This window comes from Rhizobium sp. P1_B8 (assembly GCF_056406515.1).
This window is the reverse complement of record NZ_JBFTZZ010000017.1, coordinates 179,621-197,729: the sequence shown is the minus strand read 5'-3', so window position 1 is coordinate 197,729 and position 18,109 is coordinate 179,621. Positions and strand designations below refer to the sequence as shown.

The window sequence follows — 18,109 nt, the reverse complement described above, 5'->3', positions numbered from 1 at the left end:
TCCAGGGATGACCGCCTCATTCGCTCCGCCCCTTTGTCCTGTTGCATCAGCTATTGTGCGGCAAAGACGAGCTCGGCGCTCGTAACATCGGGTATGCTCTGTAGTACACGCACCGTAAAGCAGATACGGACAACGCCTCAGGGTTGTGGGATCAAAGACCTGACCCGACGGCCGAAACGGTGGTTGCGGTTCGACTGCTTATGGCCAGTCCCGCCTTTCGGATTGCGGCGCTAAACCGCTCCTGATCCACGGGGCGGACGTTTCGGGACTGAAGTTCCGCCGCTAAGTTGGGCAGGAAGTCCGGGCGCATTTCAACGAACTTTGCGCCTTCGCGCCGTGCCTCAGCCTCAAATCCATTCTCGGCATAGATAACCGCGGCAACGAGGTGGAATAGCGGGAATTTCTGCAAATCGGCCTGTCTGATTTCCGCGACCGCCGTCTTGCCGTCGTTCAGCATGAACGCAGCAAGCGCTCGTGTCCCGTGATAGTAACCGCCGCCACCCGGATTGAGAACGATGGCCCGCTCAAGAAGTGCTGCCCCGCGAGCCCAATCCCCGCCCATCGCCACGCGTGTCCCGAACTCTCCAAGCAGTTCCGTGTCGTTCGGGTTGGTTGCGAGCGCCAGTTCGCCAACGCGTAAAGCCTCATCCAGCTGCTGATTGAAGAACAGTGCCATCATCAATGCCTGATGCGCGCGCGTGCTGCCGGGATCAAGCTGGATTGCGCGCCGCGCCGCGACGAGGCTACGCTCGATTGGAATGGACGATCCCCGCCGCGCATTGAAGTCGAACCGATCTTCGTCGAGGTAGACGATCGACAGCATCGCCCATGCGGTCGCGAACGACGGATAGCGAGCGACCGCACTTTCAAGGCAATCCCTGACCTGCCGATGCCGTTCCGGACTCAACTCGGTTCGATAGGTGTAGAAGCTTAAAGTGCAGGCATAGGCGCCGAGATCGTCGGGAGGTTGATTGGCGACATCTTCCTGCGCGATAACTCCATAGGGTTGAGCAATGGCCGTCGCCACCCTGTTTGCGACGTCTGCCTGGATCGCGAACAGATCGCCCGAACCCATGTTCTCGTCATAGATCTGCGACCACAGGATTTCGCCGTTGTCCGTATCAAGCAGCCGCGCGGTAACCCGCATCTTGTCCCCCGAAATACGCACTCCTCCCATCAACAGATAGCCGGCACCGAGTGCGTTCCGGACGCGAGAAGCATCGACTTCGGGCGACAACGATCTGGACGTCTCACGGCCGAAGACCTTGATCTCCTTGAAGCGTGGCAAGGCTGTGAGAAGCTCCTCGGTCAGGCCGGCCGAAAAAATCTCCGCCTTAGGATCCTCACCAAGATTCGCAAACGGGGCAACGACCAGACTTGCCGTATGCATTTCCGGCATCGCCGTCGGATTGCGGGCAAAAGACGGTGATCCGCTTTGCATCTGATACAGGAAGGTCGATATCAGAGCTGGAATCAACAGACTGGCGACAAGCCACCTTCCATACCCTTGAAACCTGCCAATACCGACTGGTCCATCTGCGGGCGCAGATGCGCCAACGGAAGACTTGGTGTCTCCAGGGCTGCTCCAGACGAACGTTGGAACATACCCCCCTTTCGGAATGTCCATTCGAACAGGATCATCCTGTCCGGCTACAAGATAGTAGCGCTCCAAGCTTTGCCGCAGCCGTCCCGCCCCGATCCGCACGACCGGGTCGTCCTGCGAGAAGCCTTGGGAGCGCTTGAACACCTCCACCGCAACGGAATAGCCCTTGATGCGCTTGGCGTTGCCTGCCAGCGTCTCCTCTGTGATGTACCGCAGGAAATCGGCGCTACGGCCAGTGTGGGGAAACTCCGGATTCGCGATGATGCGCTCAAGCTGCCTGCGAATATCATCAGGTCCGGGAGGCGGTCGCGTGGAAGGTCGTGCAGCGTCGGCTGCCATCGCATTCTGCATGCCATGCTCCTCACCGCTCTTGAGGGCGCCACTACCAGAAATTTTATTAGTGTAATCTACTTCACAAAGTCATCCGCGTCCACGGAGATGTCGTGGACGCGCCTTGGCGTTGCCTGCACGGCAGATGCGGGCTTACCGTGTGTTACCGTTAGATATGTTGCTTTTTGCAGTGCCCTGGCCAGGATGCAATCGGCGGTCGACATCCCACCCGCCGCTCATCAAGGGGGAGGTATGACGGTGACACGGCAAAATCGGGATGGCGTCGTCAATAGCCGCAGACTTGCCGCATGAGCGCATCGACGATCGCCGCAATTGTCTTCAGTTGCCTCGCACTTGCTTCGGCGGTCGGAATGATCGTGCGGCATCGGCTGCCGCATCAGGGTGAAGGCGCTGCCGCGTAGTTACTGCCGTTGTTACGGTAACATACGTTGATTGTGGATCGCGGTGAGCGATCATCGCGGACGTCCGCCCCCGTCGCGATGGGCGCGAAGCCGTCGTGCCCACCTGTTGGCAGCCACCATACCGGTCCGCGCCGCGACGTTATCCAGGAGGAGAAATTCCATGTGCCGTCGAAATGCGTTGCACTTTTCTCGCGGCGCGCTCGCCGCGCTGGGTTTCACAGCTTTGACCGGGTTGGGCTGTCCTGCGGCATTCGCGCAGGCGGTCACGGGAGCGCCCGGAGCGACGATCACCCTCGACGGCAAGCAGCTTCCGCCTCCCGCACCGAATTTCGGCGGCGTCATCAAGGAGAAAGCCTCAGAGTCTCAACCTTGGTGGGCGCCGCGCGTCGTGCCGCCAAAGGGTGCGCCGAACGTATTGCTGATCATGACGGACGACCAGGGATTCGGTGCACCCAGCACCTTTGGCGGCGTCATTCCCACCCCTGCAATGGACCGCGTTGCAAACCAGGGGTTGCGCTTCACCAATTTCCATTCGACGTCACTTTGTTCGCCGACACGGGCTGCATTGATTACGGGGCGAAACCACCATTCGGTCGGCGCCGGGGTCGTCGGCGAAATTGCGACGGGCTATCCGGGTTATGATTCCATCATCCCGATCGAGAAAGGCACCATTGGCACGATCCTCAGGGAGAATGGCTACGCGACATCGTGGTTCGGCAAGAACCACAACACGCCTTCCTATCAATCGAGCCAGGCAGGGCCGTTCAATCAATGGCCAACGGGTATGGGCTTTGAATATTTCTACGGTTTTGTCGGCGGTGACGCCAGCCAATGGCAGCCCAACCTCTACCGCAATACGACTGCGATCTATCCCTTCGAAGGAAATCCGACCTGGAACCTGGAAACGGCGATGGCCGACGAGGCCATCCACTACATGAAGCAATTGAAGGAGATTGCCCCCGAGAAACCTTGGCTTGTCTACTACGTCCCGGGCGCCACCCATGCACCGCATCACCCCACACCGGAATGGGTCAAGAAGATCAGCGACATGCACCTCTTCGACGAAGGATGGAACAAGCTGCGCGAGACGATCTTCGCCAACCAGAAGCGGCTCGGCATCATGCCCGAGAACGCGCAACTGACGCCGTGGCCGAAGGAACTGCCGGAATGGGATAGCTTAGGCCTGGAAGAGAAGAAACTCTTTATCAAGCAGGCAGATATCTATGGCGCTTATCTCGCCTATGCCGACAATGAAATCGGCCGGGTCATTCAGGCCGTCGACGATCTCGGCGAACTCGACAATACGCTGATCATCTATATCGGCGGCGACAATGGCGCGAGCGCTGAAGGCATGCTGAACGGCACGCCGAACGAGTTCACCACCTTCAACGGAATCCCCGTGCCGGTGAAGGATCAATTGCTTTGGTATCCGTTCTGGGGATCGGAACGAACCTTCCCGCATTTCGCCGCGGCCTGGGCATGGGCGATGGACACGCCTTTCAAGTGGGTGAAGCAGGTGCCGTCGCACTTTGGCGGAACGTCTCAAGGTGTGGCGATGTCCTGGCCTGGCCATATCGATGACGTCGGCGGCATCCGTCGCCAGTTCCACCACGTCATCGACATCGTGCCCACGATCCTCGAAGCGACCGTCATCCCGACGCCTCAGACAATCAACGGCATCGAGCAACGCCCCATTGAAGGGGTGAGCATGATGTACACATGGGATAAGGCAAATGTCGATGCTGCCACCCGGCACACGACGCAATATTTCGAGATGCTCGGCAACCGCGCCATCTACGACAATGGCTGGGTGGCTGCGACGACGCCGGCGACCCGTCCATGGGAGTTGAGCACTGCGACGCCTCCCGATGTCATCAGCGGCTACAACTGGGAACTCTACAACGTCAACGATGATCCGACCCAGTTCAACGACCTTGCCGCCAAGCTGCCGGACAAGCTCAAGCAGATGCAGGACCTCTTCTATTCCGAGGCGAAGAAGTACAACGTCCTGCCATTGGACAATTCGACGCTTTCCCGCTGGAACACGCCGCGCCCGAACCTGACTGCCGGACGAACTGAGTTTGCCTATTCGGGAGAACTCAGCGGCGTGCCGCCCAGTGCAGCGCCGAGCGTCTTGAACAAGTCCTATACGATCACGGCCGAGGTCGAGATACCCGAAGGCGGCGCGGAGGGCATGATCGTCACCGAGGGCGGCCGGTTCGGCGGCTACGGCTTGTTCCTCAGCAAGGGCGACTTCGGCGTCGGGCGAGGCAGGGTCGTGTTTCTCTACAACCTTCTCGACCTGAAGCGCACCATGTGGGAAGGGCCGGAACTGGAACCCGGCAAACACGAGATCGTCTTCACGTTCAAGTCCGATGGTCCAGGCCTGGGAAAAGGTGGCACAGGCGTGCTGTCGGTGGACGGCAAGGACGTGGCGACGAACTCGGTCGAACACACGATCCCGGTCACCTTTCCGGAGGATGAAAGCTTCGACGTCGGGCAGGATACGCGCACCGGGGTCGCCATGGTCGAGTATCGGTACGACGCTCCGTTCAAGTTCACCGGCAAGATCAACGGGCTGACTTTCAAACTCGACCAGTAGAAGCGAACGAGGCCCACTCCGTGGGTCTCCGACGCAAGCGCCGAGATGTTCAAGGAGGCGACATGCCTGAAACCATGCGAGCGAATTCCAAGCTCCTGCTTTCGGTGACGGGCGTGGTTGAAGCAGCCACGGGCCTGGCGTTACTGCTCGTACCCGCTCTTCTGATTGAAGTGCTGCTCGGAGCAGCGCCAGATACCCCTGTCGACATGACCGTCGCCCGTGTCGCCGGTGCGGCAGTGCTCGCCTTGGCCGTCGCCTGCTGGCTTGGGCGGCACGAAGCGGGAGGCAGGGCCGTCAGAGGACTGGTATCGGCAATGCTTCTCTACAATGTTGCCGTCACCGCAATCCTGGCATTTTCCTGGCTCCGTCACGGCATTTCCGGCATCGCGTTTTGGCCAGTTGTCGGGGGGCACGTCGGGCTGGCCGTCTGGTCCGTGGCGTGCGGATTGACGTCACCGCGCATCGCAGACCGTTAGCTGGCTGTCATCGATATCCTCATGTTCACCTGCCGCAATCTGCTGGCAACCTTTACCGTGTCGTTGCAAAGCAGCCTTTTCCCCGCAACGCAATTGGCCAGATTGCACCCGCTGCGGTCATTGCGCGATATCCGAGAAGTCGACTGAGAGATGATGTGAGGAGGTAGCGAGACGATGACTGCTTTCGTGTTTCTCATGCCGTGGAGAGAGACTTCAGTCACGGAGGAACGTCTTCGATTTGTCGCCCGGCTGCTAGAGGGCAAGGGTATGAGCGATGGGTACCGAGGCATATTCGCGGCGGTGGCGCTTGAAATGCTGCGCAATGGGTTTGGTCGAATCAGCTACGGTCATGCCCCCATTACCATCTCGATCAGTACGAATTGGTAAGGCGACGCTGCCCAAAATTGCGAAAATCACAAAAAATGTCGATTCCGCCTTAGGCGAGAGGAATCCAGTCACGCCCCCCTGGATTTTTCTAATGTTTTCAATGGATGCGTTTCGCTATAGTTGCAGAAAGAATAATTCTCGGCATGCGGGACCTTTATACTGCCGTAATTTGGGCGACTCGAATTTCCGCAAATATTTCAAAATGTAACTTCGGAGTGATCGGGATAATGTGGCAGCAATATGGCTATGTTTCTCAAGCACTTACTGTCGCGTTGCTGTTGCGCCTTCCAGAATGTCGCCCTATAACCCGCCGCCGTAACGCCTGATTAACTAAAAATAGTAACCGGCAAAGACAACGCTAAGGTTGAGGAACAAGACCATGACGACATACTACGTAGCTTCGAGCAGCAGCGGCGGCGGTAACGGCAGTGCCACGTCTCCTTTTCACACGATCAGCGACGCGATGGCGTCGGACCTAAAGCCCGGCGACGAGGTTGTGGTGCGCGCCGGCGTCTATAATGAGTCGGTGAACATGTACAAGGATGGTTCCGCCGCCGGCTACATTACCTTGCGGTCGGAGGTACCGGGTGGAGCGGTGATCCACTCAGCGTCGGGCGGCGCAAATGGTATTAACATCACTGCTAACTATGTGGCGGTCGAGGGCTTCGAGGTCTACGGGAGCGCTTCGCACGGCATTGTTGGTGATGGCGTCCACCATGTGAGGATCGCCAATAACGTTTCCCACGACAACGGTGCGTCCGGCATCGCCTTCGCCGGATCCGACTTCATCACGATCGAAGGGAACGAGACTTACAAAAATGCGAGTTCTGGCTGGTTTTCAGGCATCTCTCTCTACCAGAACCGGAATATCACCGGGGCGCCGGACGATGGCAGCTTCCGCAACATCATCCGGAACAACATTTCGCACGACAACGTCACGAAGTCGGGTGCGCACACCGATGGCAACGGCATCATCATCGACGATTTCCAGAGCACGCAGACGAGCGGTCATCCGAACTACACGTTTAAGACCCTGGTCGACAACAACCTCGTCTATGAGAACGGCAGCAAAGGCATCCAAGTTACCTGGAGCGACTCCGTCACGGTGAAAAACAACACCGCATACCACAACAATCAGGACCTGCTGAACGACGGCACCTGGCGCGGCGAACTCAGCAACGCGCAGTCGAGCAACAACACCTGGATCAACAACATCGCCGTAGCCGACCCGTCGGTGAACAAGAACAACACTGCGGTCGATAACACGTCGTACGGCGGCTATACCAACGCCAACGTCGTCTGGGCCAACAACGACACCTACAACGGCACGGCCGGCCAGGCCTCGGTCAGGACCGACGGCGGCAACGCTATGCCGAGCACGGCGAACGGCAACAAGCTCGGCGTCGACCCGAAATTCCTGGGAGCAGCGAGCGACAACTTCCACCTCGGCTCCGGCTCGGCAGCGATCGACGGCGGAACCGCCAAGTACGGCGTCGGCTCGGTCGATCTGGACGGCCACGCTCGCGTCGTTGGAACTGTCGATATGGGTGCCTACGAATCGGGCTCCAGTGCGACACCGGGAACGCCAACCACGCCGACGCAACCGACAACGCCAACCACGCCGACGAATCCGRCAACGCCGACCACGCCGACGCAACCGACAACGCCAACGGCGCCGACAAAGGAATTCATCGGCACCAACGGTAACGACATCCTGCCGCACACCGGCCAGTCCAACGGCGGCAACGAAACCTTCAAGGGACTCGGCGGTAGTGACGTGTTGAAGGGCGGGGCCGGCGCGGACGTGCTCGACGGCGGTACTGGCAATGACACGGCCAGCTATGCGGGCTCCGACGCGGTCAACGTCAACTTGGCGACTAAGGCCGCATCGGGCGGTCAGGCGACCGGCGACAAGATCGCCGGCATCGAAAACTTGACCGGCTCAAGCTACAACGACGTACTGACCGGCGGCAACGGCGGCGGCAACGTTCTCACTGGCGGGGCTGGCGCGGACAAGCTGGACGGCGGCGCCGGCAATGATGTCCTCATTGGTGGTGCCGGAAAGGACATTATGACCGGTGGCATCGGTGAGGATACGTTTATCTTGAAGGCACCGACGGAAACCGGGTCCGGCTTGAACCGCGACGTCATCACCGACTTCCAGCACGGCGTCGATAAGATCGACATCTCGGCGATCGATGCGAATGGCTCTGCGGCGGGCAATGGTACCTTCCATTTCCAGGCACAGGAGAATGCCTTGTTCGATCACAAGGCTGGCGCGCTCGCTTGGCACTATGACGACCAAGCCGGATCCGCGAGCGATGTTACCGTTATCCAGGCCGACACGAACGGCGACGGCATTCATGACTTCGAGGTTCAGCTGAAGGGCCTCGTCCACCTGGGGGCAGGCGATTTTCTCCTGTAACGATAGTGTTGTGGCGGTCGTCCGATCGCCACAACACGCTGGCCGCAAAAGTCGGCTACTTCGGCGCGCGGATGAGGGAGCCCCATCCGCGCGCTGCGATTTTTCGGCAGGCGTCAGCCGGCCTTTCGGGCCGGCTTTGCGTAAACCGATAGCTCGTCAGAACGCCTCACCTCCCGCCATCAGGCGTATCGACGATCGTAGCGCGAATAGAATCAACTCCGACGAATTTCAGGCTGACAGGTCGCCAAGGACCTTTAGAATATGCTCTCGGATCGTGTTGGCCGTTTTTCCCGGTGATGCGGAAGTGACGTCGAGCACCAATGTGTTTGGGTGGAGTGGATCGAAAACCCCCGCCCTCCGACTGCGTTCCCTCGAGGCTGCCACATCCGTGAATTTCAACCTTTGGCGTCGCTCGGGGTTCGAAACCCGGCTAGCCAGCTCCTCTTCATCGCAGCAATCGCACCGGCACCAAAACGGCGTCGCAGCCTTCGGCAGCACCGGCGATCTGTTGAAAGGTACGAAGGCTCCGCTCATCACCATCCAAGCCGGCATGCGTGAGAATGAAATTGGCGGACGGCGCGTAAGCGGTGATTGCATCAAGGACGGTTTGTCGAACTCGACCTGTAAACTCCCATATTCCCTTTGGAAGCGGGGCCGTTCCATCCTCATCCGGCAGACGCAGAATCGGGTTGTTGACCCGGTGGTTGTCGACAATTTTTGCCGAAACCATGGCGCTCAACTCTTTCGCGATGGTCAACTTGCCAACGCCCGGGAAGCCTATGAGCACGATGCGGACACCCATCTTTCGCGACACCTACATAGTTTTCGTTGATAATCATGTCGCCCGAAGACATGGCCGTAAATGCATGTTCCAATCGGATAGACGGTCTACGGCCCAGCAGCTTCGTTTTACGGAAGCCGCTCTACCTGTTTGGCGAAAGGCATGCTGCATGGATGGACACTTGAAAAATGGCGACCCCTGCAGGAATCGAACCTGCGACAACCTGCTTAGAAGGCAGGTGCTCTATCCAGCTGAGCTAAGGGGCCGTCCGGCGGCCGCGTCTCGTGAGCGCGACCGGATGCGGCATATCTGGACGAGAAATCTCAATGCGTCCAGGGCTGCGTGCGGGTATAGCGGAAATTGTCGGGATAGGCGACAACCTGGCGTGTCGGGTCCTTCGGCGCGATGACGCGGTATTCGATGCCGTTGCGCTGGGCATAGGCTTCGGCGAGTTCCTGCGATTCGAAGGTGAGCTTCACCTGCTGGCGCATATCGCCGGAGGAGGTATAGCCCATGATCGGATCGATCTTGCGCGGCGACTCCTGATCGAACTCAAGCACCCAGAGATGAGTCTTGGCCTTGCCGGACTGCATGGCGGTCTTGGCTGGACGATAGATCTTGGCAGACATGACTGCAGCGTCTCCGACTATGCGGGCAGCGCCCGCCTTTCATGGTCTCAATCTCGTTGCCGACCCGTGCCGGGCCTTTTGCATCATCGTTGAAGATAACGCAAAGAGATGAATTTTGCTTAGCCGCGAATCCCCGCTTTTTCAAGAAAAAAGGCGGTGTTTGACGCTGCTGACGACTCCATAATGAGCCGACGCGTTTGGGAAACAAGGATATCGACGGACATGGCGGCAGCCGTCTCTTGAAACCCTCGGATTTCCACCCGGATTGCGCAATATTACCGATTGTCTCATGTTTTGATCACAACCCGATTGCCGCTGCCAGCCCTCGGCACTAGTTTACGGCTCAATCGCTTTCAGTGGATTTGCATTCATGATCAAACGTTCGGCGGAGTTCAATGCCATTGTGATTGGCGCGAGCATCACGGCGTTCTTCTACGTTGCCATCAGCTACGCTCAATATATCGGCCTGATCGCCCACGGCTGAGGCAGCCTTGTCCTGACGTCCAATTGCGCCAGTCGGATGGACTCGTGCGCCCGGCAAGCAGACTGGCGACCTATCAAGATTTTTCGGTCTTGCATCCACAGGTCCGGCGAGGAATCTTCGGCCAGAGCTGGATTTATGGGTTGCGACGGCGAAGTGAACCGTGTATCTCCCCTGCCATTCACGGCACGGAGTGTAGCGCAGTCTGGTAGCGCATCTGGTTTGGGACCAGAGGGTCGGGAGTTCGAATCTCTCCACTCCGACCATCGCTTGCCCCTGGAAAAGCTGAAGAAGCTGATTTTCTTGGGGTTTCGGCCAACTTTCTGTTACAAAACATGTAACAAAATGGAAGTTGGGAATGTCAAAGAATCCGAAATACCTGCTCAATCGTGATGGCCGCTATTTTGCCCGCATCGTGATTCCAAAAGACCTTCGGCCTTTTCTCGAAAATAAGATCGAACTTAGATCGCCGCTCGGCCCTGACCGCAGGACGGCGCTTGCGCAGCTTCACACCGCTGTCGCGGAACTACAGGCGCGGATTGCAGTCGCCGAACGCAAGGCCCAGGTATCGAAGGGCGAGGCCATCACGCCCGGCCGCTACCCGCTGCCTGTCGATCAAATCGCGCTTCGGAACTACAATGAGCGGATCGCCTTCGATACTGAACTTCGGAACATGGACGATCGGCACGCAAGCGGGCTTGTGGATGACGTCCTTGTTGAACTCTTGCGTGCTGGCATAGCTGGAAACCTCAATGACGACGCGCTCGAACCGCTCGTCGGAAAACGTATTGAGCGCTACAGACGCCTAGGCAACACGACCGTCGTCAAAGGTTCCTCGGAATGGCGAACGCTCGCCCGTGCCCTCTGTGTGTCGGAACTGGAAGCCCTCGCCCGTGTCGCCGAACGTGACGAAGGTGATTTTACCGGCAAGCCCGAAAACCCCATGCTTGCCGCTGCCGTAGAGCAAGACGAGATTGCAGCCGAAGTTACGGACGCTGAATTCAACGCCCTGACATTCGAGCAGGTAATCCAAGAAAAGGAACGGCTTACGGCTATGGGATTGGGCGGGCGGCAGAAATCCGCGTCGACGCTCATCAAATACCGGAACACGGTTCGCGACTTCGAACATCATCGCCGCAGCAAGAAGATTGCGACTGTGACGCTTGAGGAAGGCGAAGCGTGGCGCAACGCCATGCTCTCGGAAGGTCAGCTTTCAAGAAAGACCATCGGCGACAAACTGGCGACGATCCGGGCAATCCTTGGATGGGGGCAGGATCAATGCAGGGGCAAGCTTTTCCCGATGACACCGAAAGGAACGCCCTTCGACTTCCTCGAAATGCCGACCCATGAGAAGGGCGATAGCGCCGACCGCACTTATAGCCTGAAGGATGCCCGGCACCTTCTGACGAGCGCCCGCACCGCGACCCGCGCAAGCAACCGCTGGATACCTTGGATCATTGCGCACACCGGCGCGCGGGTGAATGAAATCACCGTTCTTGAGAAGGCAGACATAAGCGAACTGGAAGGCCATTGGTTTTTCCATATCCGTGTCGGCGACGGCAGGGACACGAAGACACACAAGGGCCGAAAGGTTCCTGTTCACCGGGCACTCATAAAAGAAGGCTTCATTGATTGGATGAAAGCCCAGCCTGACGGTAAGCTCTTCCCCGGTGGCAAGAACGAAGACCAGCGCATTCGCGAATGGATCAAAGAGAAGGTCTTTCCGGATCGCGAGGACATGCCACCGCCGAACCACGGGTTCCGGCACCTGTTCGAAGATGCGCTATTCGCTGGCGTCTCTGAAAAGGCCGCGCTCTACATCACCGGGCGCTCGTCCGGATCGTCCGCAGATGATTACGGTGGTAGCGATCTACGCCTACTCGAAATAGCAGTCCAGATGGATAAGGTTCGAAGCATCATTTGAAGTTCGCCCTCGCCACAACTAGGCGAGGGCGAACGTCCTCTTAAATCGCGGTCGGAGCGACGAAGAAGGATTTCAACACTTCTTTTGTGGGAACTTGGCCAAAATAACACATGGACATGTCACCCGGATCGAAGACAACCGCAGTGTCGTGCTCACGGCTAAGCCCAGAGCAAACAGATTTCGCGAACTCGACAGTATGAAGCGGCGATTCCACTAAGATGAACGAGGTTGTGCTGTCCCAATATCCGCCGTCAGAAGCTGTCGCGGAATCGATAAGGGACTGGCGTCGTTCGTTGTAGGATCGCCCATTCGCGATCTGGTCGGCAATGCGGAAGGATATGCAATACGTGGCCATAAGGAATTTCCTTGTATGGCCTCAGGACCGGGTTGACCCGACTCGTGATCGGGCTAGACTTCAGTTGCATTCATTGCTCAAGCCGTCCTAAGGCTGGGTTGATGATAGGGCGGTGGCGTGCAAGGCCACCGCCTAGTTAGCAATGTGCCCGCCGATTCGCGCAATGGGCGCGGTTAATCTTCCCATACAATTCACAGGATTCACGAACCTTGCTACCATTTAGGAATATTATCCGAGTATAGGTATTTATTCTTAATGGAGGGATTCACAAGAGATTCCTAATGTGAGAGAATCCGTCTCAAGTTAATTGAGGACGGACTGCATGAATTTTGCCGGAGTTGTTTCAAGTGCGAAGAAGGCGCTCGGCTTTCCGGTAGAACAGAAGGCATACTCGCTCAACAGTCCTGAATTCGCTGACTTGATCGGCATCCGCCCTACTTACTCTGGCGTGAACATCGGCGGACAGACGGCGCTTTATGTTCCGGCTGTGCTTCAGGCTATCCGGTTGATCTCCGAGAACATCGGATCTCTTCCTTGCAAGCTCTATCGGGAAACCGCAGACAGCAAGGAAGAGGCCAAGGACCATGCCGCCTATCGCATCGTTCACAAGCGGGCAAACGACGCGCTCGGCGCTGGACGCTTGCGCCTGCTTCTGACGCGTGACGCTCTTATTCATGGCGGCGGTTTCGCCCGCATCCATCGCCACGACGACGGACGCCCGTTTGAGCTTTATCGCATCAAGCCGGGCCGCGTGACCATTGAAGAAGACGATATCACCGGCTTTCCGACCTATCGCGTTGCCGACCCGGACGGCATCAAGATTTACGGCCACACCGAAATCCTTCACGTTCCGGCTTTCGACGGCGTTTCACCGGTCACGCGCGGGAAGGAAGCTATTGGTAACGCCGCTGTTCTGGAACGGCACCTTTCGCAGTTCTTCGGTTCCGGCGCGCGCCCGTCGGCTGTCATCACGACCGATGCGCTACCGGACAACGATAGCGGCGCGAACAAGCTGAAGAATGTCCGCAGTGACTATCGCCGTTGGAAGGATGACCCGAACGCCCCGCTGATCTTGCCTCCCGGTTGGCAGCTTGCGCAGCCCGCCATTACCTCGACCGATGCGCAGTTCCTTGAGCATCGGAAGGAACAGGTCAACGAAATCGCCCGCATCTTCGGCGTCCCGCCACACATGCTGTTCCAGCTTGACCGGGCGACCTGGAGCAATGCCGAACAGATGGGCGCGACCTTCCTTCAGCTTTGCCTTCAGCCTTGGCTTGATCGCTGGCAGGAAGCTTATGCGACCGTTCTTCTCACGGAAGAAGAACAGGACGACCACTACTTCGAATTCGTCATTGACGGATTGCAGCGCACCGACGCCGCAGGCCGCGCCGAAATCTACGGCAAGCTGATCGCGGCACGCGTCTACACGCCGAACGAAGTCCGCGCGATGCAGAATATGCCGCCTCTTCCGGGTGGCGACGAACTCATGAACCCGCACACGACCAGCAACGCCGCGCCGACCACGGCGACGGCGAAGGAACCCGCATGACCGAACACCGCGCCTTCTTCGGCGACGGCGAAAAGACCTTCGCCTTCCCTACCCGCGAACTTATCGAAGAACTTGAGCACAAGACCGGCCAGCCGATCGGCGCGCTTTTTCGCCGGTTCCAGAACCATGACTTTTCATTCTCCGACCTGACCGAAATTATCCGGCTCGGCCTTGTCGGTGGTGGCGCTTCACCCGCCGACGCCGAGCGACTTGTGAAGGTCTATTCCATCGGCCGCCCGCTTACCGAAAGCTTCCTTGTCGCCCTCGGCGTCATCACGGCGCTGTTCCTCGGCACTGAAGAGGACACCGACGAAAAGCGACAGGCCGCTGCGTCCGGCGATCTCGCCGCATCAATCCGCGCCGGCTGCGAAGACGACGCCGAATGAGCGAACACCTCGAATTCAAGGCCGCGCTCACGGTTGATGACGCCGGCACCATCACCGGCATTGCATGGCCGTTCGGTTCGCCGGATCGCGTCGGCGACGTGATCGAAAAGGGCGCGTTCGCCTCGCCGGAAGTCCTGCCGATGCTGTTCGCCCACGATCAGGGACAGGTTATTGGCGTTTGGGACCAGATCGAAGAAACCCCGGACGGCCTCACCGTAAAGGGCCGCTTGCTCGTGGACGACGTTGAACGCGCCCGCGAAGTCCGGGCCATGATCCGCACCAAGGCAGTGTCCGGTCTATCCATCGGCTTTCGCACGAAGTTAGCAAAGCCCCGCCAGCGCGGGCGCACGATTACCGCCCTCGACCTTCACGAAATCTCAGTTGTCGCCGTCCCGAGCCATCCCGGCGCGCAAATCACGTCAGTAAAGGCCGCCGATGGCACGGCAGACCAGAAGGAAACCACCTTGGAAAATGAAGCAGAACTTGAAGTGAAGAACGATCCGGTAATTTCGCCGGAAGACCTGAAGGCCCTCAAGGCCGACGTTGCAACGATCAAGGCGAAGCTCAATCGCCCGACTGCTGCGAACAACAATCACCCGGCAGCGGCCAATGACAACGCTCCCGAGCGGAAGGCGTTCGGCGATTACCTTCGCGGCGGCGAGCTTGATCGCAAGGCCCTGACCGTCGCTAACGATGCACCTGGCTATGTCCTCGCCCCGGAAGAGACCAGCGGCGAATTCATCCGCAACCTTGTCGAATTCTCGCCGGTTCGCGGCATCGCCGACGTTCGTTCGACCGGCTCGCATACCGTCATCCTGCCGAAGCGCCTGACCATCACGAATGCGAAGTGGAAGGGCGAGGCCGTGGTTTCCGAAGCATCCGAACCGACGTTCGACCAGATGGAATTTTCCGTCAAGGAAGCGACCACGCATGTTGATGTCGGCAACTGGCTGATGGAAGACGCCAGCCATGACGTTGAAGCCGAAATCCGCCTCGCGCTCGCCGAAGACTTCGGTGCGAAGGAAGGGCTGGCATTCGTCAACGGCAGCACCGCAGTCGAGCCGAAGGGCTTCATGACCGAAGCTGGCATCACCAACAGCCTGAATGGCCACGCGACGAACCTCTCCGCCGACGCCCTTATCAAGCTCATGTATTCCCTGCCGGGCGTCTACCGGAACCGGGGAACGTGGGCCATGAACGGCACCACCCTTGCCGTCATCCGCACCCTGAAGGACGGTAACGGCAACTATCTGTGGCAGCCGTCCTATCAGGCCGGTCAGCCCGAAACGATCCTTGGTCGCCCCGTTGTCGAGCTTATCGACATGCCGGACGTGGCCGCGAACGCCTTCCCGATCATCTTCGGCGACTTCAAGAACGGTTATCGCATCTATGACCGTATCGAGCTTCAGGTTCGCCCGAACCCCTATCTGCTCGCGACGGAAGGCATGATCCGCTTTCATGCTCGCCGTCGTGTCGGCGCTGGCGTCGTCCGCACCGATGTCTTCCGCAAGCTGAAGATGGCGACGGCCTAATCATGAACCTTCAGCGGCCCGCATATGAGGAAGTGACGATCGCGCACGGCGGCAACACCGTGACGCTTCGCCCTACCTTGCGGGCCGCTACTACGCTTGAGGCTCGTCACGGCTTCCCGGCGCTGTTCCGCGCGCCGTTCGACTTCAACATGACCGTGCTTTCCGAAATCATTCTGACGGCCTGTTCCGACCGGCAGAGTGCAGCGGCTTTCCTGTCCTCTCTCTCGGGAAAGCCGCTCTTCCCCTTCTTTATGGCCGTGCAACAGCCGCTCGCCGATCTCCTGTCCATGTTCACGCTCGAATCCGATCCGAAGGCCCCGCCTTCGACCGGCACCGACAAGCTTATGCCATGGTTGGAGGTCTACCGGACGCTCTATCGCAGGGCGACCGGCGCACTCGGCTGGACGCCGGAAGCCGCGTGGAACGCTACCCCGACCGAAATCACCGAAGCCTATGTCGGCAGGTTCGGCAGTGGCGGGACGCAGCCCGACCCCGAACAGGCAGCGCGGAACGAAGCGCTTGGCCTCGACCCTGAATTTGACCGCGCCGGGCTTCGCGCCCTCAAGGCGAAGATCTCACAAGGAAACTGAGAATGATCGACCCCTTCGAACAGTATGCCCGCCCTCACCCTGGCACTTTCGACAACGCTCTTGCGATCACCCCGGACAATGACAACGACTTGTCGGTTGCTCCGAGCCTCATCTGGCTTGGAACGCCGGGCGACGTGCGGATTACCGCGCAGAACGGCGAGACGGTCACGCTTAAGAATCCGAACTTGCTTCCCTTCCTCCTTGCGAGGGCCAAGCGCATCCACGCGAGCGGAACCACGGCCAGCGACATCGTTCTGTTGTGGTAATCATGAGCTTGCCGCCTCGCATCTGTTCATGTGGAAACGTCGTGCCTCACGGCGAGCTTTGCGCTTGTCAGAAGAAGGCCCGGCAGGAGCGTGGTGCGCGTCATGATGCACGGCGTCCTTCGGCCCGTGCGCGCGGCTATAACCATGAATGGCGCAAGGCTCGTGCCGACTACCTCGCCACGCACCCACATTGCCGGGAGTGCAGCAATCACGGCATCACCCGCCTTGCAACCGTCGTGGATCACATCATCCCGCATCGTGGCGACCAGCGCCTGTTCTGGCATCGCGCCAATTGGCAGCCCCTTTGTGCTCCTTGCCACAACTCAATCAAGCAGCGGTTGGAAAGGAACCTCTAATGCGAAAAATCACCCTTCAGCCGGGCGTTTGGACGGAAGTCGATGCGGCTCGGTTCATTCAATCGAAGTCTAACCAGTCAGGCATTCGCATTCACTATAGCTTTCATGATGATCCCGTGCCGGCACCCGACACCGATCTCTATTTCGTCACGCAGGAATTCGACCTGAAGCCGTTCGCCGTGCCGGAAGTCACTGGCGTTCTCATTCACCTTATGCCGGATGAAGACATGCCGGTTGAGGTGGTGACGTTCTAGTCCATGACCCCCACCGAACGCGCCCGCCAGATCGACAAGGAAGAATTCGCAGCCGAATGCGCAGCCATCCGGCAGCGCGCCTATGCTCGCCTTGGGTTGAAGCCGCAGCAGGACAAGCGTGTTGGACAGTGGTTGAGGCGGAATGTCTCGGCGACCCGGTTCAACCACTCGGCTCCTGCCAAGCTCCGAAAGCCTGCTGTAGTGCATGAAGCGTTCGGAAAAGGGCAGTCCATGGACCAATGGGCCGACGAATACGGCATTGCGAAAGGCACTGTCCGCACGCGCCTGAAGTTCGGCTGGACGCTTGAGGAGGCATTGAGCACGCCGCCCAGCAATACCGGCAAGCGCGCCCATCGGCCTAAGCCGGGGGTGGTCTCCATTTTTGGACCTTTCGAGGGGACCGGCGCGGGGAGCACCGCACAAGAGACACCGAATATAACTTTTTCAGGGAATGACGCATGACCGCAGTAAGTCTTGAACTCACCAAGGCTCATATGAAGGTGGATGGAACCGCCGAAGATGAGCTTATTTCCCTGTATCTTGAGGCCGCAGAGACGTGGTGCGGGAATTATATCGGCAAGCCGATTGCCGATCTCGACCCCGTTCCGGCAGATGTGAAAATCGCGATTTTGAAGCTCGTTTCCTTCTATTACGAGGTGCGCAGCCTCGCGACCTATGGCCTTTCCGTCGATATGGCACCGCAGGGCGTGATCTCGATCCTCGATAGCTACCGCGAAAAGTGGTTCACCGATGGCGAGTAA

The 18,109-nt window shown here is 58.7% G+C and carries 16 protein-coding genes, 2 tRNA genes and 2 pseudogenes; 15 read left to right on the top strand and 5 right to left on the bottom strand.

What is annotated here, in order from left to right; all coding sequences use genetic code 11:
• Window positions 1–151: 151 nt before the first annotated feature.
• Complete coding sequence (locus AC1D2N_RS21295; protein ID WP_018241860.1) at window positions 152–1,954, bottom strand: adenylate cyclase; 1,803 nt, start codon at window positions 1,952–1,954, stop codon at window positions 152–154.
• A 561-nt stretch (window positions 1,955–2,515) separates the two neighbouring features.
• On the opposite strand from AC1D2N_RS21295, the gene AC1D2N_RS21290 reads away from it, so the two are divergent.
• The 3 genes from AC1D2N_RS21290 (at window position 2,516) to AC1D2N_RS21280 (ending at window position 8,245) form a co-directional block, all read left to right on the top strand.
• On the top strand, window positions 2,516–4,957 hold the full coding sequence (locus AC1D2N_RS21290) for an arylsulfatase (protein WP_130652306.1): 2,442 nt from the start codon (window positions 2,516–2,518) through the stop codon (window positions 4,955–4,957).
• Between the two features lie 62 nt (window positions 4,958–5,019).
• On the top strand, window positions 5,020–5,433 hold the full coding sequence (locus tag AC1D2N_RS21285) for a hypothetical protein (protein ID WP_047621661.1): 414 nt from the start codon (window positions 5,020–5,022) through the stop codon (window positions 5,431–5,433).
• 766 nt (window positions 5,434–6,199) lie between these two features.
• Window positions 6,200–8,245, top strand: a complete 2,046-nt coding sequence (locus tag AC1D2N_RS21280) for a choice-of-anchor Q domain-containing protein (protein WP_477981947.1) — start codon at window positions 6,200–6,202, stop codon at window positions 8,243–8,245.
• 228 nt (window positions 8,246–8,473) lie between these two features.
• Here AC1D2N_RS21280 and AC1D2N_RS21275 read toward each other — a convergent pair.
• The 3 genes and pseudogenes from AC1D2N_RS21275 to AC1D2N_RS21265 form a co-directional block, all read right to left on the bottom strand.
• Window positions 8,474–9,047 (bottom strand): annotated as a pseudogene (locus AC1D2N_RS21275) (DEAD/DEAH box helicase family protein).
• A 168-nt stretch (window positions 9,048–9,215) separates the two neighbouring features.
• A tRNA-Arg gene (locus tag AC1D2N_RS21270) sits at window positions 9,216–9,292 on the bottom strand.
• 57 nt (window positions 9,293–9,349) lie between these two features.
• The gene (locus tag AC1D2N_RS21265) at window positions 9,350–9,655 is read right to left on the bottom strand and encodes an ETC complex I subunit (protein WP_018241855.1); all 306 of its coding nucleotides are present in this window, start codon (window positions 9,653–9,655) and stop codon (window positions 9,350–9,352) included.
• A 670-nt stretch (window positions 9,656–10,325) separates the two neighbouring features.
• On the opposite strand from AC1D2N_RS21265, the gene AC1D2N_RS21260 reads away from it, so the two are divergent.
• The 3 genes and pseudogenes from AC1D2N_RS21260 (at window position 10,326) to AC1D2N_RS21250 (ending at window position 12,060) form a co-directional block, all read left to right on the top strand.
• Window positions 10,326–10,402: transfer RNA gene (locus AC1D2N_RS21260), tRNA-Pro, on the top strand.
• Window positions 10,403–10,494: 92 nt separating this feature from the next.
• Window positions 10,495–10,674, top strand: a pseudogene (locus AC1D2N_RS21255) (DUF6538 domain-containing protein); the annotation flags it as partial.
• A 135-nt stretch (window positions 10,675–10,809) separates the two neighbouring features.
• Window positions 10,810–12,060 carry a site-specific integrase gene (locus AC1D2N_RS21250; protein WP_477981974.1) on the top strand — a complete coding sequence of 417 codons (1,251 nt, stop codon included), beginning with the start codon at window positions 10,810–10,812 and terminating at the stop codon, window positions 12,058–12,060.
• 40 nt (window positions 12,061–12,100) lie between these two features.
• On the opposite strand, the gene AC1D2N_RS21245 is transcribed toward AC1D2N_RS21250, so the two are convergent.
• Complete coding sequence (locus tag AC1D2N_RS21245) at window positions 12,101–12,415, bottom strand: hypothetical protein (RefSeq protein ID WP_477981945.1); 315 nt, start codon at window positions 12,413–12,415, stop codon at window positions 12,101–12,103.
• Window positions 12,416–12,737: 322 nt separating this feature from the next.
• Between AC1D2N_RS21245 and AC1D2N_RS21240 the strand changes: the two genes are divergently transcribed.
• From AC1D2N_RS21240 to AC1D2N_RS21200, 9 genes are read left to right on the top strand one after another with little or no spacing between them, the layout of a single operon-like run.
• Window positions 12,738–13,964 (top strand): phage portal protein, encoded by a 1,227-nt coding sequence (locus AC1D2N_RS21240; RefSeq protein WP_477981943.1) that lies wholly within the window; start codon window positions 12,738–12,740, stop codon window positions 13,962–13,964.
• On the top strand, window positions 13,961–14,350 hold the full coding sequence (locus AC1D2N_RS21235; RefSeq protein WP_477981941.1) for a gene transfer agent family protein: 390 nt from the start codon (window positions 13,961–13,963) through the stop codon (window positions 14,348–14,350). Before AC1D2N_RS21240 ends, AC1D2N_RS21235 begins: the two co-directional genes overlap by 4 nt.
• Window positions 14,347–15,882: a phage major capsid protein gene (locus AC1D2N_RS21230; protein WP_477981939.1), complete on the top strand. Its 1,536-nt coding sequence runs from the start codon at window positions 14,347–14,349 to the stop codon at window positions 15,880–15,882. The genes AC1D2N_RS21235 and AC1D2N_RS21230 overlap by 4 nt, the downstream gene beginning before the upstream one ends.
• A 2-nt stretch (window positions 15,883–15,884) precedes the next feature.
• Window positions 15,885–16,472 carry a hypothetical protein gene (locus tag AC1D2N_RS21225; RefSeq protein ID WP_477981937.1) on the top strand — a complete coding sequence of 196 codons (588 nt, stop codon included), beginning with the start codon at window positions 15,885–15,887 and terminating at the stop codon, window positions 16,470–16,472.
• 2 nt (window positions 16,473–16,474) lie between these two features.
• Window positions 16,475–16,738, top strand: a complete 264-nt coding sequence (locus AC1D2N_RS21220) for a spike base protein, RCAP_Rcc01079 family (protein ID WP_477981935.1) — start codon at window positions 16,475–16,477, stop codon at window positions 16,736–16,738.
• 2 nt (window positions 16,739–16,740) lie between these two features.
• Window positions 16,741–17,094: an HNH endonuclease signature motif containing protein gene (locus AC1D2N_RS21215; protein ID WP_477981933.1), complete on the top strand. Its 354-nt coding sequence runs from the start codon at window positions 16,741–16,743 to the stop codon at window positions 17,092–17,094.
• Window positions 17,094–17,348, top strand: a complete 255-nt coding sequence (locus AC1D2N_RS21210; RefSeq protein WP_370090680.1) for a hypothetical protein — start codon at window positions 17,094–17,096, stop codon at window positions 17,346–17,348. The genes AC1D2N_RS21215 and AC1D2N_RS21210 overlap by 1 nt, the downstream gene beginning before the upstream one ends.
• Before the next feature lie 3 nt (window positions 17,349–17,351).
• Window positions 17,352–17,810, top strand: a complete 459-nt coding sequence (locus tag AC1D2N_RS21205; protein ID WP_477981931.1) for a hypothetical protein — start codon at window positions 17,352–17,354, stop codon at window positions 17,808–17,810.
• A complete protein-coding gene (locus tag AC1D2N_RS21200) occupies window positions 17,807–18,109 on the top strand; it encodes a head-tail connector protein (RefSeq protein ID WP_477981929.1) in 303 nt (100 codons plus the stop codon). The genes AC1D2N_RS21205 and AC1D2N_RS21200 overlap by 4 nt, the downstream gene beginning before the upstream one ends.

Bases quoted from the DNA above. Each gene is read 5' to 3' on its own strand.
- AC1D2N_RS21295 (WP_018241860.1), bottom strand. From the start codon at position 1,954: ATGCAGAATGCGATGGCAGCCGACGCTGCACGACCTTCCACGCGACCG.
- AC1D2N_RS21290 (WP_130652306.1), top strand. From the start codon at position 2,516: ATGTGCCGTCGAAATGCGTTGCACTTTTCTCGCGGCGCGCTCGCCGCG.
- AC1D2N_RS21285 (WP_047621661.1), top strand. From the start codon at position 5,020: ATGCCTGAAACCATGCGAGCGAATTCCAAGCTCCTGCTTTCGGTGACG.
- AC1D2N_RS21265 (WP_018241855.1), bottom strand. From the start codon at position 9,655: ATGTCTGCCAAGATCTATCGTCCAGCCAAGACCGCCATGCAGTCCGGC.
- AC1D2N_RS21250 (WP_477981974.1), top strand. From the start codon at position 10,810: ATGGACGATCGGCACGCAAGCGGGCTTGTGGATGACGTCCTTGTTGAA.
- AC1D2N_RS21245 (WP_477981945.1), bottom strand. From the start codon at position 12,415: ATGGCCACGTATTGCATATCCTTCCGCATTGCCGACCAGATCGCGAAT.
- AC1D2N_RS21240 (WP_477981943.1), top strand. From the start codon at position 12,738: ATGAATTTTGCCGGAGTTGTTTCAAGTGCGAAGAAGGCGCTCGGCTTT.
- AC1D2N_RS21235 (WP_477981941.1), top strand. From the start codon at position 13,961: ATGACCGAACACCGCGCCTTCTTCGGCGACGGCGAAAAGACCTTCGCC.
- AC1D2N_RS21230 (WP_477981939.1), top strand. From the start codon at position 14,347: ATGAGCGAACACCTCGAATTCAAGGCCGCGCTCACGGTTGATGACGCC.
- AC1D2N_RS21225 (WP_477981937.1), top strand. From the start codon at position 15,885: ATGAACCTTCAGCGGCCCGCATATGAGGAAGTGACGATCGCGCACGGC.
- AC1D2N_RS21220 (WP_477981935.1), top strand. From the start codon at position 16,475: ATGATCGACCCCTTCGAACAGTATGCCCGCCCTCACCCTGGCACTTTC.
- AC1D2N_RS21215 (WP_477981933.1), top strand. From the start codon at position 16,741: ATGAGCTTGCCGCCTCGCATCTGTTCATGTGGAAACGTCGTGCCTCAC.
- AC1D2N_RS21210 (WP_370090680.1), top strand. From the start codon at position 17,094: ATGCGAAAAATCACCCTTCAGCCGGGCGTTTGGACGGAAGTCGATGCG.
- AC1D2N_RS21205 (WP_477981931.1), top strand. From the start codon at position 17,352: ATGACCCCCACCGAACGCGCCCGCCAGATCGACAAGGAAGAATTCGCA.
- AC1D2N_RS21200 (WP_477981929.1), top strand. From the start codon at position 17,807: ATGACCGCAGTAAGTCTTGAACTCACCAAGGCTCATATGAAGGTGGAT.